General features: G+C 67.2%; 17 protein-coding genes and 1 tRNA gene. 7 read left to right on the forward strand and 11 right to left on the reverse strand.

Annotated features, from left to right (window positions below; all coding sequences use genetic code 11):
* Positions 1–5 precede the first annotated feature (5 nt).
* From M0R89_RS09825 to M0R89_RS09850, 6 genes are all read right to left on the reverse strand, one after another.
* Positions 6–887, reverse strand: a complete 882-nt coding sequence (locus M0R89_RS09825; protein WP_248648907.1) for a class I SAM-dependent methyltransferase — start codon at positions 885–887, stop codon at positions 6–8.
* Positions 884–1,966, reverse strand: a complete 1,083-nt coding sequence (locus M0R89_RS09830) for a glycosyltransferase family 4 protein (protein WP_248648908.1) — start codon at positions 1,964–1,966, stop codon at positions 884–886. The genes M0R89_RS09825 and M0R89_RS09830 overlap by 4 nt, the downstream gene beginning before the upstream one ends.
* A gap of 1 nt (position 1,967) precedes the next feature.
* Positions 1,968–2,345, reverse strand: a complete 378-nt coding sequence (locus M0R89_RS09835; RefSeq protein ID WP_248648909.1) for a 6-pyruvoyl trahydropterin synthase family protein — start codon at positions 2,343–2,345, stop codon at positions 1,968–1,970.
* Positions 2,346–2,534: 189 nt separating this feature from the next.
* Positions 2,535–2,720 (reverse strand): hypothetical protein, encoded by a 186-nt coding sequence (locus M0R89_RS09840; RefSeq protein WP_248648910.1) that lies wholly within the window; start codon positions 2,718–2,720, stop codon positions 2,535–2,537.
* A 48-nt stretch (positions 2,721–2,768) separates the two neighbouring features.
* Entirely contained in the window at positions 2,769–3,824 is a 1,056-nt protein-coding gene (locus tag M0R89_RS09845) for a zinc-dependent alcohol dehydrogenase (RefSeq protein ID WP_248648911.1), read from the reverse strand.
* A 111-nt stretch (positions 3,825–3,935) separates the two neighbouring features.
* Positions 3,936–4,532, reverse strand: a complete 597-nt coding sequence (locus M0R89_RS09850) for a hypothetical protein (protein ID WP_248648912.1) — start codon at positions 4,530–4,532, stop codon at positions 3,936–3,938.
* Between the two features lie 179 nt (positions 4,533–4,711).
* Here M0R89_RS09850 and M0R89_RS09855 point away from each other — a divergent pair, with 179 nt between their 5' ends.
* A complete protein-coding gene (locus M0R89_RS09855; protein WP_248648913.1) occupies positions 4,712–5,560 on the forward strand; it encodes a lycopene cyclase domain-containing protein in 849 nt (282 codons plus the stop codon).
* Positions 5,551–6,630, forward strand: coding sequence for a Brp/Blh family beta-carotene 15,15'-dioxygenase (locus M0R89_RS09860; RefSeq protein WP_248648914.1), 1,080 nt, complete (start codon positions 5,551–5,553; stop codon positions 6,628–6,630). The genes M0R89_RS09855 and M0R89_RS09860 overlap by 10 nt, the downstream gene beginning before the upstream one ends.
* Here the strand turns inward: M0R89_RS09860 and M0R89_RS09865 are convergent.
* A complete protein-coding gene (locus tag M0R89_RS09865) occupies positions 6,627–6,842 on the reverse strand; it encodes a DUF8027 family protein (RefSeq protein ID WP_248648915.1) in 216 nt (71 codons plus the stop codon). The two genes, M0R89_RS09860 and M0R89_RS09865, sit on opposite strands and share 4 nt — an antisense overlap.
* A gap of 250 nt (positions 6,843–7,092) precedes the next feature.
* Here M0R89_RS09865 and ncsA point away from each other — a divergent pair, with 250 nt between their 5' ends.
* Positions 7,093–8,064 carry a tRNA 2-thiolation protein NcsA gene (gene ncsA / locus M0R89_RS09870; RefSeq protein ID WP_248648916.1) on the forward strand — a complete coding sequence of 324 codons (972 nt, stop codon included), beginning with the start codon at positions 7,093–7,095 and terminating at the stop codon, positions 8,062–8,064.
* A 191-nt stretch (positions 8,065–8,255) separates the two neighbouring features.
* Here ncsA and ftsZ read toward each other — a convergent pair whose 3' ends face one another.
* The 3 genes from ftsZ to M0R89_RS09885 form a co-directional block, all read right to left on the reverse strand.
* On the reverse strand, positions 8,256–9,491 hold the full coding sequence (gene ftsZ, locus M0R89_RS09875; RefSeq protein ID WP_248648917.1) for a cell division protein FtsZ: 1,236 nt from the start codon (positions 9,489–9,491) through the stop codon (positions 8,256–8,258).
* Positions 9,492–9,494: 3 nt separating this feature from the next.
* Positions 9,495–9,677, reverse strand: coding sequence for a transcriptional regulator CdrS (gene cdrS / locus M0R89_RS09880; protein WP_248648918.1), 183 nt, complete (start codon positions 9,675–9,677; stop codon positions 9,495–9,497).
* Positions 9,678–9,862: 185 nt separating this feature from the next.
* Complete coding sequence (locus M0R89_RS09885; protein ID WP_248648919.1) at positions 9,863–10,495, reverse strand: double zinc ribbon domain-containing protein; 633 nt, start codon at positions 10,493–10,495, stop codon at positions 9,863–9,865.
* 304 nt (positions 10,496–10,799) lie between these two features.
* Here M0R89_RS09885 and M0R89_RS09890 point away from each other — a divergent pair.
* The 3 genes from M0R89_RS09890 to M0R89_RS09900 all read left to right on the forward strand — a co-directional run bounded on the left by M0R89_RS09890 (position 10,800) and on the right by M0R89_RS09900 (position 12,791).
* A tRNA-Tyr gene (locus M0R89_RS09890) sits at positions 10,800–10,873 on the forward strand.
* A gap of 412 nt (positions 10,874–11,285) precedes the next feature.
* Positions 11,286–12,236, forward strand: coding sequence for an alkaline phosphatase family protein (locus M0R89_RS09895; RefSeq protein WP_248648920.1), 951 nt, complete (start codon positions 11,286–11,288; stop codon positions 12,234–12,236).
* Between the two features lie 324 nt (positions 12,237–12,560).
* Positions 12,561–12,791, forward strand: a complete 231-nt coding sequence (locus tag M0R89_RS09900; RefSeq protein WP_248648921.1) for a YgaP family membrane protein — start codon at positions 12,561–12,563, stop codon at positions 12,789–12,791.
* Between the two features lie 27 nt (positions 12,792–12,818).
* On the opposite strand, the gene M0R89_RS09905 is transcribed toward M0R89_RS09900, so the two are convergent.
* Complete coding sequence (locus M0R89_RS09905; RefSeq protein ID WP_248648922.1) at positions 12,819–13,352, reverse strand: redoxin domain-containing protein; 534 nt, start codon at positions 13,350–13,352, stop codon at positions 12,819–12,821.
* A 98-nt stretch (positions 13,353–13,450) separates the two neighbouring features.
* On the opposite strand from M0R89_RS09905, the gene M0R89_RS09910 reads away from it, so the two are divergent.
* Positions 13,451–13,792 carry a hypothetical protein gene (locus M0R89_RS09910; RefSeq protein WP_248648923.1) on the forward strand — a complete coding sequence of 114 codons (342 nt, stop codon included), beginning with the start codon at positions 13,451–13,453 and terminating at the stop codon, positions 13,790–13,792.
* The last annotated feature ends 29 nt before the right edge of the window (positions 13,793–13,821 follow it).

The following is a 13,821-nucleotide window of genomic DNA, read 5'->3' on the forward strand; positions in this document are numbered from 1 at the left end:
GGGCCTCACCGAACCAAGAGGTCGAGTTGGTGTGCGCAGTAGACGAGTTGCGCGTCCGCTATCTGGTCGCGGCGGCGCGCGGCCCACGCCGCGATTCGCCGCTCCTCGATTCCGCCCTCCTTTCGCACCGCCCCGGCGACCATCTCTACGATGCAGTCGAGGAAGTACGCCTCGTCGGCGGGGTAGCCGCCGTCCCGCGGATGGACGACCCAGTCCGACCCGGCCGCCGCGAGGACCTCGCCGGTCGCGCTGGCCTCCGCGAGCAGGTGTCGCCCGGCCCTGCTGTCGCCCGACTCGTCCAGATGGCGGTGGAAGGCGTCGACGAGTCGCTGCTCGAAGTCGGGGTCGGTCGTGGGTTCGAAGCCCGTCCCGCCGTCGAACGTGATTGGGCAGTACGCGAGACCGTCGGGCGCGAGGTTGCGTCGGAAAGCGGCGAGCGCGTCGGCGGGGTCCGCGAGGTCCACGAAGGCGTGGGCGACCACGAGGTCGAACTCGCGGTCGGCGTCGGCGAGAACGTCGAAGGCGTCGGCGGCCCGGAACCGGACTTCGGCGCGGGTCCGGCCTCGTGTGAGGACGAACCGGTCGCCCGCGCGCCGGACCGCGAACCCTCGCGGGGCGGCCCACGCGGGCAGGCGCTCGCGCGCGGCCGCGACGTTCTCGGGTTCGATGTCGAGCGCGGTGTAGTCCACCCGGTCGGGAAACCACGGTCGGCCGAGCAGTCGCGCGACGGTCGAACCGATTCCCGCGCCGACCTCCAGTACGCGCAGGGGGTCGCCGGCGGTGTCGAACCGCTCCTCGATTTCCTCGGCGAGTCTGCCCTCGACTCGCCGGTCGAGCGCGCGGTCGTCCACGCTCCGCTTGGCCGAGAGGTAGCGCTGGAAGTTCACGTGACCGCCTCCCGTCGCGGGGCGGTCGGCGCTTCGGCGACGGCTTCGAGGAAGCGTCGGGCAGTTGCCATCGACTCGTCCCATCCGGGGTGGCGCTCGAAGCGTCGGCGGGCGGCGAGACTCATCTCCCGCAGGCGCTCGCGGTCCGAGAGCAGGGTCTCCACGGCCTCGGCGACCGCGGCGTCGTCGCCGGACGGGACGAGGAACCCGTCTTCGCCGTGGGTCACGAGTTCGGTCGCGCCCCCCGCGCTGGTCGCGACCGCGGGCAGGCCGAACCCCATCCCCTCCAAGTAGACGATGCCGTAGCCCTCGAACAGCGAGGGGACCGCGAGCAGGTGACTCCCGGCGAGGCGGTCGGCGAGCGCGGCGTCCGACAGCCGACCCTCGAACTGGACTCTGTCGGCTATTTCGAGGTCCACGGCCCGCCTCCGGACGCTCCGGGCGTACTCCTCGTCGGTCGCGCTCCCGACGACCGAGAGTCGCCAGTCGCCCGCGACCCGGGCCAGTCCGTCGAGCAGGACGTGCAGACCCTTCCGCGGGACGAGGTTCCCGACGAAGACGACTTCGAGCGGGTCGCGTTCGGCGCGCGCCGCGATTTCGGTCGGGCCGAGTTCGGGGTCGAACCGGTCGCCCGCGGGTCGAGCGACGACCGAGCGCCGGGGCCCGGCGAGTCGCTCGGCCGCCCGGCGAGTCGCCTCGCTGGCGTAGATGGCGGCGTCGACGGACCGGAGGTAGCGGCGTTCTACGGCGCGGTAGACGGGCTCCTGCCACGCGGGCCACCGCTCGCTGACTCGGAGGTGGTGGACGACGGCCACGACGGGGACCTCGACGGCGCGGTTGTGTCCGACCAGCGAGGGGTGGCAGAGTTCGTCCTCGACCAGCAGGTCGAATCCCCGGAGTCGGCGTCGGACTCGGGGGTCGAGCGAGTCGGCGAGCGCCCGCGGGTAGTCGCGCCACGGGAGCGAGACGACGCCGACCCGGTGGCCCGCCTCGCGGAGCGCGCCCGCGAGTCTCCGGTCGTAGAGGAACCCGCCGGTCGTGGTTTCGAGGTCGCCGTACGCCACGAGTCCGACGCGCATCTCAGACCTCGCGGCGGTGGGAGGCCCACGCCACGTCGTCCTCCCGCAGCGTCACGGTCACGGCGTCGACTTCGGGGGCGTCGAGGTCCCGACAGAATCGCTCGCCGAAGATGCGCGCGAAGTGTTCGAGACTCGGATTGAGTCCCTCGAACGCGGGCAGGTCGTTCAGCGTCGCGTCCCGGTAGCGGGCCACCGCGGCGTCGATTCGCTCGTTCAGCGCGTCGATGTCCGCGAGGTAGCCGTACCGGTTCAACTCCTCGCCCGCGAGTTCGACCGTCGCGGTGTAGTGGTGGGAGTGGCGCTCGCCCTCGGGTCCGGGGTCGGGGACCGTCAGGAAGTGCTGCGCCACGAAGTCGCGCCGGACCGTGACCGTGTACATGCCACCAGTGACACGACGCCGACCGGTATGAAAGTCGGGGCTGACGGCGAAGGAAACGGCCCCTCGGAGACCGACGTGGATTCACGAACCGGAGCGTATCCTCGGCCGCCAACAGTCGGTCGCTTCCTCTCGACGTTCTCGGCGGTGAAGGTCTCTCGTCCGTCGCGTAATCGAGCGACCCGAGAGCCGTCAAGAGACACGCTTCGCGGTGAGATACCCCGCGACGACCGCCGCGATTGCGCCGAACACCAGACCGAGTTCCGAGCGAAAGACGACGAGTATCGGCATCGAGACGCCGACGAACGTCATCACCGCCGCGACGATGACGGCCCGGAACTTCAGGTCGAGAACCGCGATTTCCTCGAACGTTCCCATGCGCAAGTCCACCGACGGCTGGTCGATAAAGCTACGGGCGAAACGAACTCAGTACTCGAAGACGACCCCGAGCGCCTCGCCCGGATTCTCGTCCAGCAGTTCGTACGCCTCGGCGGCGTCCGAAACGTCGAACTCGTGGGTCACGAACCGCTCGGGACTCACCTCGCGGAGGCGGTCCCACGCCACGTCCAACCGGCGGTCCTTCGACCACCGGCCCCGGAGTTCGGGGGCGATGGTGCTGACCTGACTGCTCTCGACGCTGACGCGACTCCGGTGGAACCGCCCGCTGAGGTCCAACTCCGCGGGTTTCGTCCCGTACCACGACCCGACCACGACCCGGCCGTCGTACCCCGTCGCCGAGATGGCCGAGTCGAGCGCGTCCGGACACCCCGAGAGTTCGTAGGTCAGGTCCGCGCCCGCGGTGTCGACGGCGTCGCCGTCGCCGTCTTCCCCGTCACCCTCGCCATCTTCTAATTGGTCCCGGACGCGCTCACCGACGTCGCCGTCGGGCGCGAGCGCCGCGTCGGCCCCCAGTTCGAGCGACCGCTCGCGCCGCGCGGGGTAGCGGTCGAGCGTCACGAGGTCCGCGAGCGGGAATCGCCCGAGGAGCGCCGCCGTGAGCAGGCCGACCACGCCCTGTCCGAAGACGACCGCGCGCTCGCCGAGTCGGGGCGCGCCGTCCTGCACGAGGTTGACTGCGGTCTCGACGTTCGGCAAGAACGTGGCCTCGGTCGCCGAACAGCCGTCGGGGACCGCCAGCACGTCCCCGACGGGCGCACAGAAGTGGCTCTCGTGGGGGTTGAACCCGAACACGCGGCGGTCGAGCCACGACGAATCGACGCCCGGCCCGACCGCCTCGACCCGGCCGACGGCGGCGTAGCCGTACCGGAGCGGGAACTCGAAGGTGCCCGCGAGCGCGTCGATGGTCGCGTCGGCGGCCATCCCGGTCGGCACCTCGCCGCGGTAGACCAGTAGCTCCGTGCCGGGACTGACCGCCGACCGCTCGGTCCGGACCCGGACTTCCCCCTCGTCCGGGTCAGGGACCTCTCGCTCGCGCACCTCCACCGCTCCGTCCCCCGTGAAGTAGAGTGACCGTGCTGGCATGCTCCCCCGACGGCGCTCGGCCGTCCGACGGGCTTACGACAGGCCGACTTATGCCTCTTTGGCCCCGAACCGACGCGAGAACGTTCCAGCACCCGGAAACTGTTCGGGGAACTATCTCCCGAAGTAGCCGTCGAGCGCATCCTCGACCGCCCCGCAGATGCGCTGTCGCAGGGGTCGAACTACGCGGTTCGCGCCGACGCCGACGTAGGCGCGCTGGGGGGAGAACTCCCCCGAGCGCATCCGGAGCGCCAGCGCCACCGCGCGGTGGTTGCCGTCGGCCACGTATCGCGGAACGCACCCCTCCCGCGTCGAGAGGACCAGCGGTCCCGCCGGCATCTCGTCCACGAAGTCGAGGACGGTCCCCACGTCCACGCCCGTCTCGTCGGTCAGTTCTTCGGGGTCGCCGCTGGCGATTCTGTCGGCCGCGCCGCGAATCGTCCCGTCGGGCGAGAGTTTGCGCCACCGGAGATTCCGCGGTCCCTCCACCACCCGGAGGTCCGCGAAGTCCTCGCGGACGAGGGTCGTCTCGTACCACCGTACGGGGGCGTCCCGCCAGACGAACGCGGCCGCGCCGGGTTTGCGGTCGAGCAGTTCGTCCAGCGCCGCTCGCTCGTCCAGCGATTCCACGGGGAACCAGTCCACCTCGGGGTGGCTTCGCTCCACCCTGAGCCACTCCCGGAGGACTTCGATTTGGGCTACGCGGCGCATTCGTCGGTCCTACGCGCCGAAGTCACTCAATTCCGTTCCCCGACTCGTGCGGCCCGGGGTGTCGTTCCCCCGACCGGCTCGCGGCAGGGACGAACCGAGACGCGTCTGCCGGCACCGAACCGGTTTTCAAGGCCGACTTCAAACTCCCGCGAACGCGCACGAATCGAGGGACAGCACTCGTGTCCACGCTCACCTACGTCGAGTTCCTGCTCGCCTTCCTCGGAGTGCCGGTCGCGGCGCTGGCAGTCGCGGTCGCTCGGAAGACCGACGACCACCGGCGCGTCCTCGCGGGCGTGGCCGCGCTGGTCTGCATCGCGGTGACCTACACCGCGCCGTGGGACAGCTATCTCGTCGGTCGCGGCGTCTGGACCTACGGCGAGGGCGTGGTCGCGGCCCGATTCGCTCGCGTCCCCCTCGGCGAGTGGCTGTTCTTCGTCCTCCAGACCGTCACGACCGGACTCTGGTATCACCTGCTCGCGCCCCGGGTGGACCCCGGAGTTCCCGGCCGGGACGCCCCCGGCAGAAGCGACGCCCGGACCGTCGGCGCCGTCGCGTGGCTGGCGCTCGCGGCGGTCGGGGCGGTTCTCACCGCGACCGCGACCCGGACCTACTACCTCGGGATGATACTCGTCTGGGCCGGGCCGGTCGTCGCGTTCCTCTGGGCGGTCGGCGGCCCGGTCGTCTGGCGCTACCGCCGACTCGTCGCGGCCGCGGTCGCGGTCCCGTCGGCGTACCTCTGGGCCGCCGACCGGTTCGCCATCGGGACGGGCCTCTGGACGATATCGCCCGACTACTCGACCGGCCTCCACGTCGCGGGACTGCCGGTCGAGGAGGCGATTTTCTTCGCCCTGACGAACCTCCTCGTCGTGCAGGGGCTCTTGCTGTTCGACTGGGTGACCGCCCGGGCCGCCGAGCGCGGTACGGCCCACGCGGTCGCGGGTCTGGTGCCGCCGTCGGTCGCGTCGCTGGCCGGGTCGCTCTCGGCCCGCGTTCCGGGCGTCGCGGAGGTGCGCCGCCGATGGCAGTGAGCGGCGAGCGCGATTCGGACGGGGCCGGTGGCGGCGGTGGCCCGCCCGCCGGCTTCGGCGGGGAACTGTTCCGAATCGCGGTCGTCCCGGCGTGGCTCGCCCTCACGGCGGTCGCGGTCACGGCGGCGCTCGGCGTCGGTGCCGACCTGCCGACTGTCGTGCGCTACCTCCCGTTTCTCGCCAGCCTCGTCGTCTTCGGACTCCCCCACGGCGCGGCCGACCACCTCGCAGTCGAGCGACTCGGCGGGCGTCGCCCGCTGGTCGCAGTCGGCGCGGCCTACCTCGTCGGGGGCGCGCTGTTCCTCGCCGCGTGGCTGGCCGCGCCCGCGCTCGGCTTCGTCTCGTTCGTCCTGCTCACGTGGTACCACTGGGGACAGGGCGACCTCTACGTCCTGCTCGCGGTCGGCGACCACCTCCGGACGCGGGGGCAGCGCCTGCTCGCGCTCGCGGTCCGGGGCGGGATTCCCATGGTCGTCCCGCTGGTCGCGTTTCCGGAGGTCTACCGGTCGGTCGCCGCCGCGACGGTTCGACTGTTCGACTCCGGCGGCGTCACCGTCACCGCTCTCGACGTCGCGTTCGGGCCCGCGGTCCGCGTCGCGGTCGGGGGCGGACTAGCCGCGCTATCGCTGGCGGCGCTGGTGCTCGGGGGCGTCCGCGGCGGTTTGGCCAGTCGCGGCTGGCGAGTCGACGCGCTCGAAACCGGCCTGCTGTGGGCGTACTTCCTTCTAGTCCCGCCGATACTGGCGGTCGGTCTCTACTTCTGTCTCTGGCACTCGGTGCGCCACGTCGTCAGACTCCTCGCGGTCGAGGACGGCGGTAGGTCGCTTGCGCCGGGTCGTCTCGGGGTCGGACTGGCCGGGTTCGCGCGGGACGCGCTTCCCAATACGGTCGGCGCGCTCGTCGTACTCGGCGGACTCGCGGTCCTCGCACCTCCCGAGGGCGGGTTCCTGTCGCTGCTCGCGCTGTATCTGGTGCTGTTGGCGGTGCTGACGCTCCCCCACGCCGCGGTCGTCACGTGGATGGACTGGCGCGAGGGCGTCTGGTCGGTCGAATCGGAGTCGGCGAGTTAGCTCGCGGCGTCCTCGTCGCTCGCTCCCTCCTCGTCTTTCCGGAGCAGTTCGTGGATGTCCTCCTCGCTCAAGAGGTCCACCAGACTCCCGCCGTCCTCCCACTCGGCTATCTCCTCGTCGGTCAGCCAGTTCGACGGGTCGCGGTGTTTGGCTTCCATCCGGCGTTCGAGCGCGTCGTCGAGGTCCTCGGGGTCGTACCCACCCACAGGCATGGGTCCGTAGACGGGACGAACTCCCTTGGCTGTTCGGGGACAGTCACCGGATACGCCGTCGAGAGTCGCGCTCGGCCGTTCATTCGGCCGTTTTAGGCTCTCAGGATGGCTTTCTTACTACGACACGTGCTTTCTCGTACCGAGAAAAGCAGTCCCCGATTTCCGCCGTAACCCGAATTTGATATACCGAGAATAAGTTTATCAGTCCGAGGCGAAACCGACAAACGCCCGGAACCCCACCTCACGAGCGATGGACTGCGACAAATGCGGCCGCGAGTCGGTCATGCACGCCGCGTACTCGGGGTTGCACCTCTGCGAAGACCACTTCGTCGCCTCCGTGGACAAGCGAGTCCGGCGTCGCATCCGGGAGGACGACCTCGTGCCGAGCGACGCCACCCCGGAGAACCCCCAGACGTGGGTCGTCGGTCTCTCGGGCGGGAAGGACAGCGTCGTGCTGACCGACATCCTCCACCGGACCTTCGAGAAGGACCCTCGCATCGAACTCGTCGCGCTTACGATTCACGAGGGCATCGAGGGCTACCGCGACGAGAGCGTGGACGCCTGCGAGGAGTTGACCGACGAGTTGGGAATCCGCCACGAACTCGTGACCTACGAGGACGAGTTCGACGTGCGCATGGACGACGTGGTCGAGAAGGACCCCGAGGGGATGGCCGCCTGCGCCTACTGCGGGGTGTTCCGCCGGGACCTGCTCTCGAAGTACGCCGAGCGGTTCGACGCCGACAAACTCCTCACCGGACACAATCTGGACGACGAGGCCGAGACCGCGCTGATGAACTTTCTGGAGGGCGACGTGGCCCAAATCGCCAAGCACTTCGACGCCAGCCTCGGCAACTTCGAGGAGCGCGGCGAGCAGGACGACTTCGTGCCGCGGGCGAAACCGCTCCGCGACGTGCCCGAGAAGGAAGTCGCGCTCTATGCCCACGTTAAGGACCTCCCGGCACACATCACGGAGTGCCCCCACGCCGAGGAAGCGTATCGCGGCGAGATTCAGAAACTGCTCTACCAACTCGAAGAGAACCACCCCGGAACGCGCCACTCTATCATGTCGGGGTACGAGGAACTGGCCGCGTTGGCCGCCGAGGAGTTCGGCGCGCGCGACGGCGGCGACACCGAACTCGGCGAGTGCGAGCAGTGCGGCGCGTCGACGACGCGTGACATCTGCCGGAAGTGTTCGCTGTTAGAATCCATCCACGCTGTCTGACCCGGCGACTTCTCTCGGCTCTGACTGAGGCCGCCGACCGGGGTCGGGCGGTAGGTCTCGAAGGCGACGCTCGACTCGGTCTCCGACTCGGAGAGCGACAGTAGAGACTGCCGGAAATCACAACAGTCGTACCGAAAACGATCGGAAACCGCGAAAACCCGACGGCGACGAACGGGAAAATCGAGGCGTCGTCAGCGAATGACGTCGAGACCGTTGCTCTTCTCGACCGGGTCCTGTCCGCCGTCGCTCTGGGCGCTCCACGAGTCGGACGATTTGCCGGTCGTCTCCCGGGTACCGCCGGAATCGCCGAGGCCGTCGATGCCTTCGACGTTCTGGCTGGCGTCGAACGACTGGGCGTCCACGTCGCGCATCTCCTGGCGGGACTTGTCGGCCTGCTTCTGGGTGCTCGGGCCGAGGACCTGCGCGCTCTGGACGCCGGTCATAATGGCCATGACCCGGACCTTCCCCTTGTAGTTGTCCTGAATCCGCGCGCCCCAGATGACGTTCGCGCTGGCTTCGAGGCGCTCGGTGATGTTGCTCGCGATGGATTCGGCCTCCTTGAGCGTGAGGTCCGGGCCGCCCGTGATGTGGACCAGTCCGCCCGACGCGCCGCGGTAGTCCACGTCGAGCAGCGGGTGATTCATCGCGTCGCGGACGACCTCCTCGGTCTTGTTCTTGTCCTGCGTCTCGCCGACCAGCATGACCGCGACCCCGCCCTGATTCATGATGGAAGTCATGTCGGCGTAGTCGAGGTTGATGAGCGAGGGCTGGGTGATGGTCTCGGAGATGCCCTTCACGGTCTCGGCGATAATCTGGTCCATCACCGAGAACGCCTTACCGATGGGCAGGTTCGGGACGTAGTCGAGCAGTCGGTTGTTGTCGAGCACGATGATGGAGTCGGCCTCGTTGCGGAGTTTTTCGAGACCTTCCTCTGCCTTCACCGTGCGGGCGCGCTCGACGTTGAACGGTGTCGAGACCATCCCGACGACGATAGCGCCCTGCTCTTTGGCGATTTTCGAGACGACCGGGGCCGCGCCGGTGCCCGTGCCGCCGCCCATGCCCGCTGTGACGAACACGAGGTCTGCGTCTCCCAGTACCTCCTTGATGGTGCCCTGAGCCATCTCGGTGGCGCGCTCGCCCATCGAGGGGTCGCCGCCCGCGCCGAGTCCGTTGGTCAGGGACTTGCCGACCAGAATCTTCGTGTCGGCCTCGATCATCTTGAGGTGCTGCTTGTCGGTGTTGATTGCGACGGTGTCCGCGCCTTCGACGCCGATGTTGTAGAGTCGGTTGACGGTGTTGTTTCCGGCGCCGCCACAGCCGACGATGACGATTCGGGGGTCGCCGAACTCGTCACCGTTCGTGGTGGCGTCCATCTCGCGGCTCTCTTCTTCGGCGTTCTCCAGCGCGTCCTGAACGATATCCTGCATTGTCTACACCTTGGCCCACGACCGCTTGTTCGTGGTCTGTTCGGTCGTTTCGTCTTCGTGTTCGTTCAACATGTCTCGAACCGCGGCCCGAATCGCTTCGCTGCGGTTCGGAAACTCGCCGGTCTCGACCATCTGTTCGACTTCCTCGATCTGCTGCTTCGGAATGCGAAGTGTCACACGCTCCATGTTTTGTATTCCCCTGTGGTAGAGTAAGACGGCGCGCAGTTTCTTGCACGTCCTGTCTTACACCGTGTAACCGGTTAACGCGGGCGAGAAGCCCGTTCACCGGCCCGGTGTAAGACGACCGTCTTACGCGGCCATACCCACAAAGTCAAAACTTAAATAGTTAACGGCGATTGTAAAACAACGTCTTACGACCGGTCGAGAACGTCTGCAGCGGGCGTTCGGCGGCCACAGCCGGGGCAGAACCCCCAGTCTGAACGCACTTCGTCGCCGCACTCGCAAAAGACCCGTCGAGACGCCTTCTCTCCGCAGTTAGGACAGTACACGTGGTCGTCCGACAGCGTCTCGCCACACTGCCCACAGGCGGTTTCGCGGTCGTCGGCACGCTCGTCCGCCCGCCGGTCTGAGTCGGTGGCGGTTTCGTCTGACGCGCTGTCGGACGTGCGCGCGGGACGACCGGCATCTGCGTCGTCCTGCACGCGCGCGTCGCGTTCGAGCGTCACGTTGACGTTCACGTCCTGCGGACGCTCGGTGGCACGGTTGCGCGCCTCCCACGCGGCGAGTCGCTCGGTCACGAGTTCGTCCACGCGCTCGGCGAGGACGGCGTCGAGGCTGGCGGCGCTCCCGGATTCGCGGTGAGCGTCTTCGCGGCCGGTGTCTGACGGCGTCGCGCGCTCCGGGTTGCGGCCGCGGTCGGCGCGCCGGTCGCTCGCGTCGAGGTACTCGCGGAGCGCTTCGCGCATGATCTCGCTCTTGGAGGCGTCGCGGGCCTCGATGCGCTCGACCAGTTCCTCGTCCGCGCGGAAGGTTATCTTGCTCATGTGCCGGTTCGACTCCAACTGTCACACCCATCGTATTTTAATCTTCGGACACACGTCTGACACCGTATGGAGGGGTGTCGAGACTGGGAGCTACAGCGGCTCTGTCGTCGGTCTCACCTTCGGTGCGGCGCCGTCTCGCGTCGGACAGGAACCGGTCGGCGAGGAAAGTACTGAAAAACGACAGGAGTTTCGACTCGTCCGTCTCCCTTCGTTGTCGCTCGGAGCGCAGTTCGCTGGCCCGTGGCACGGTCTCGCCGAATAATAACCCTTAAGTCCGGTAGGGCTCCTACGTGAAACTGCGTGCCCGCCCTTAGCTCAGACTGGTAGAGCAGTCGACTGTAGATCGACTTGCCCCCCGTTCAAATCGGGGAGGGCGGACTTCTTCGCCGTTCGCAACCCGCGAGTGGAGCGAGCGCCGTGAACGTTGAGAGGCGAACCGTGACGATTTGAATAGACGAGTCGAAGGCCCGGAACGGCGCTTCGCGCCGCACGCCCGGCCCGTCTCGGCGAGTTCGAATCAGGAAGGGCAGACTACTCGGACCCGAAAACAACGAACAGAACGAACTCATATCTTGAAGAAAAGCGCTGTTGGAGGTGATTCAGACACCTTGTTGGACGTACGGAGTATTGACACTCGTTCACATCGAAGGACTCCTCAACCGCTCCCAGTAGGAAATTTACAAACGACGATCAGCCAGCACAAACGTTTCGTCGCTTCGACTCTCAAACCTATTCGGACTGTGATACAAATGGTAGGGCTTTTCACCTGCTCATCCGAAACTGGGAGCCAATGAGCCTTCAGGAGTGGATAGGGGAAAGTTCGGAACGGATTCGGCGCAACGGATGGGACGGCGTTAAGATGTCGGCCCGGGAGTTCTACGTCGAGGGACGCCGTCGCGTCGTTCGACGAACCCTACGGTCGGTCCCCGGTCCGGACGGGACGAACGTCTTCGAGAAGGACTGGGACGTTCTAGTTCTCCTCGATTGTGCACGCCCGGACTTATTCGCGGACATCTCCGGCGATTACGACTTCCTCGACGACTCGAACACACTCACGTCTGTTGGTAGCTCGTCTTCTGAATGGATAGCGAACACATTCGTCGATGAGTACGAAGAAGAGATGGCCGAGACTATATACGTCACTGCCAATTCGCACTCCCCGGAAATCAAGAACCAGGACTGGCTGAAAGACATCAAAGAGGTGTGGCGATACGGCTGGGACGGACGAGAGCGCACTGTCCTCCCGCGCACGGTGACAGACAGAGCAATCTCCGTCGGCCGAAACAGGGAGTTCGACCGACTCATCGTCCACTACATGCAACCGCACGCCCCATTCGTCGGTTACGACGACACCATCGCGGGTGGCGGGATGACCCCGCCGGACGTTGAACGGGACGGCGTCACGTTCGGCAAGGCGCTCCGGATGGGCCACATCTCACGCCGGGAAGCGTGGGAAGCGCACGTCCAGAACCTCGAATACGTTTTGGAGGACGTAGCCCTGTTGCGGGAGAACATCGCCGCCGACACGTTCGTCGTCTCGGCTGACCACGGTCAAGCACTCGGCGAGCGGTTCGTCTACAGTCACCCCGACGGGATGCCGCTCAACGTTCTCCGGGAGGTTCCGTGGATAGTGACTGACGCAACCGACACTGGGTCCCACGACCCTGACGTGTCGACAACCGAACCGAGGGCGTCGGAGGATGTTGACGAAAAACTCCGGGCGTTAGGGTATCGAACGTAGTTGTAGATCCGAGGCGGTGGCCTCTTTCGATTACGTGCCGCCTTTCAGACCGCGCTCTTCGTCACGTAGACAATCGGTCGGTGTCGGTAGATACTGTCAAAACAGCCGGTCTTTCGGTCCGACCGTTCGTGAGACGCCGTTCGAGTGGCTGAGTGATTTAGCACACGACCCACAGTAATGTGGGCGTCCCATGCTGAGGTCGAAGTTGGTTCACTCTTCTTACACGGCTTAATTGAGACGAAGCGTGGGGAGTCCCTTCGCTGAGTACGGGTCGGAGCGGCCGCCACCTAGAGCTATTTATCGAACCTGCCCGTATCGTGTCGTATGGACTACCAGAAGAACGTCGGCGGCATCGACCGAATCGTTCGGGGCGTTCTCGGCACCTGGCTGATCGCAGTCGCCATCAGCGCGTTCCTCGACGAGAAGCGCGTGACCGCCGCGACCGCGGCCATCGCGGGCGCGGGACTGCTCCGGAACGCCCAAGCCCAACACTGCGGCGGTAACGCGTTGCTCGGTATCGACACGACCGCGGACGAATCGACGGAGAGCCAGTAGGACAGTCGGCGGGAAGGGCGGAACGGCTCAGGCGAACCCGAAACTCTCGGTCTCGGGCCGGCCGAGGACGTCCATCACGACCTCGTAGAGGTCGCTGATTCGAGGCCGGACGCGACCGCTTCGGTTTCGGTCGCCGACCCATCGGTACCGAATCGTTCCCTCGCGGTCCACGAAGAAGCAGGCCGGGCGCGCTCGCCGGGCGACGCCGAACGCCCGGTAGGTCACGCCGTAGGCGTCGGCTATCGAGAGGTCGCGGTCCGAGCAGAACGGGTAGGTCACCTCGAGGTAGTCGGCGAACTCCCGGTTAGTTCGCGGTCGGGCGCGGTTGACGCCGACCACCCGGAGGCGGTCGTCGGCCGTGAACCAGTCGTACTCGCCCAGCGCGTGGCGTTCGGCGAACGACCCGACGTCGAAGTCGGTCGGCTGAAACACCAGCAACACCGCCCCGTCCGAGCGCAGCGACGACAGCGACACCTCCGACACCGACCCGTCGGGGGTCGCCAGCGGCGCGGTGAACTCCGGCGCCTGCGAACCCTCGGTCGGAGCGCCCGAATCTACCATCGTTTTCGGTATCTCTCCGGGCTGATTTAAATTTTGGCAGGGTACGTCGAACCGGGAGTTCCGACCCATTTATTAGGTCGGAATAGCAACGACGGCCCGTGATTTCCGCTCTCGTCGCCGACGCGCTCGTGGTCGTGGCGCTGGCCGGCTTCTACGCCGGTCTCGCCCACGACCTCGGCGCGACCGCCGAGTTCCTCGACCCCCGACTCGGACTCGGCCTGTCGCTCGCGGCCTACGTCGCGGGCGGCGTCGGGGCGCTGTTGGCGCTGGCGACGGTCGCGGCGGAGGTGTCGCCGCTGCGTTCCGACCCCGCCGGTGCGACCGCGACCGCGGTCGGTCTCGGTCTGCTGTTCGCGGTCGCGTTCGGCCTCTGTTTCCGGTTGGGGATCGCTCTCTACGCGATTTTGCTCCGGGTCGGGTTCCGCCTGCCTCGGGGGTGAGGAGCTACGCCGACGTGTGCGAGGTCGAT

It is taken from the genome of Halorussus limi, assembly GCF_023238205.1.
In the GTDB taxonomy this organism is placed as follows: domain Archaea; phylum Halobacteriota; class Halobacteria; order Halobacteriales; family Haladaptataceae; genus Halorussus; species Halorussus limi.

Coding starts and splice junctions, on each gene's coding strand:
- M0R89_RS09830 (WP_248648908.1), bottom strand. CDS start 1,966: ATGCGCGTCGGACTCGTGGCGTACGGCGACCTCGAAACCACGACCGGC.
- M0R89_RS09835 (WP_248648909.1), bottom strand. CDS start 2,345: ATGTACACGGTCACGGTCCGGCGCGACTTCGTGGCGCAGCACTTCCTG.
- M0R89_RS09840 (WP_248648910.1), bottom strand. CDS start 2,720: ATGGGAACGTTCGAGGAAATCGCGGTTCTCGACCTGAAGTTCCGGGCC.
- M0R89_RS09845 (WP_248648911.1), bottom strand. CDS start 3,824: ATGCCAGCACGGTCACTCTACTTCACGGGGGACGGAGCGGTGGAGGTG.
- M0R89_RS09850 (WP_248648912.1), bottom strand. CDS start 4,532: ATGCGCCGCGTAGCCCAAATCGAAGTCCTCCGGGAGTGGCTCAGGGTG.
- M0R89_RS09860 (WP_248648914.1), top strand. CDS start 5,551: ATGGCAGTGAGCGGCGAGCGCGATTCGGACGGGGCCGGTGGCGGCGGT.
- M0R89_RS09865 (WP_248648915.1), bottom strand. CDS start 6,842: ATGCCTGTGGGTGGGTACGACCCCGAGGACCTCGACGACGCGCTCGAA.
- ncsA (WP_248648916.1), top strand. CDS start 7,093: ATGGACTGCGACAAATGCGGCCGCGAGTCGGTCATGCACGCCGCGTAC.
- ftsZ (WP_248648917.1), bottom strand. CDS start 9,491: ATGCAGGATATCGTTCAGGACGCGCTGGAGAACGCCGAAGAAGAGAGC.
- cdrS (WP_248648918.1), bottom strand. CDS start 9,677: ATGGAGCGTGTGACACTTCGCATTCCGAAGCAGCAGATCGAGGAAGTC.
- M0R89_RS09885 (WP_248648919.1), bottom strand. CDS start 10,495: ATGAGCAAGATAACCTTCCGCGCGGACGAGGAACTGGTCGAGCGCATC.
- M0R89_RS09895 (WP_248648920.1), top strand. CDS start 11,286: ATGAGCCTTCAGGAGTGGATAGGGGAAAGTTCGGAACGGATTCGGCGC.
- M0R89_RS09900 (WP_248648921.1), top strand. CDS start 12,561: ATGGACTACCAGAAGAACGTCGGCGGCATCGACCGAATCGTTCGGGGC.
- M0R89_RS09905 (WP_248648922.1), bottom strand. CDS start 13,352: ATGGTAGATTCGGGCGCTCCGACCGAGGGTTCGCAGGCGCCGGAGTTC.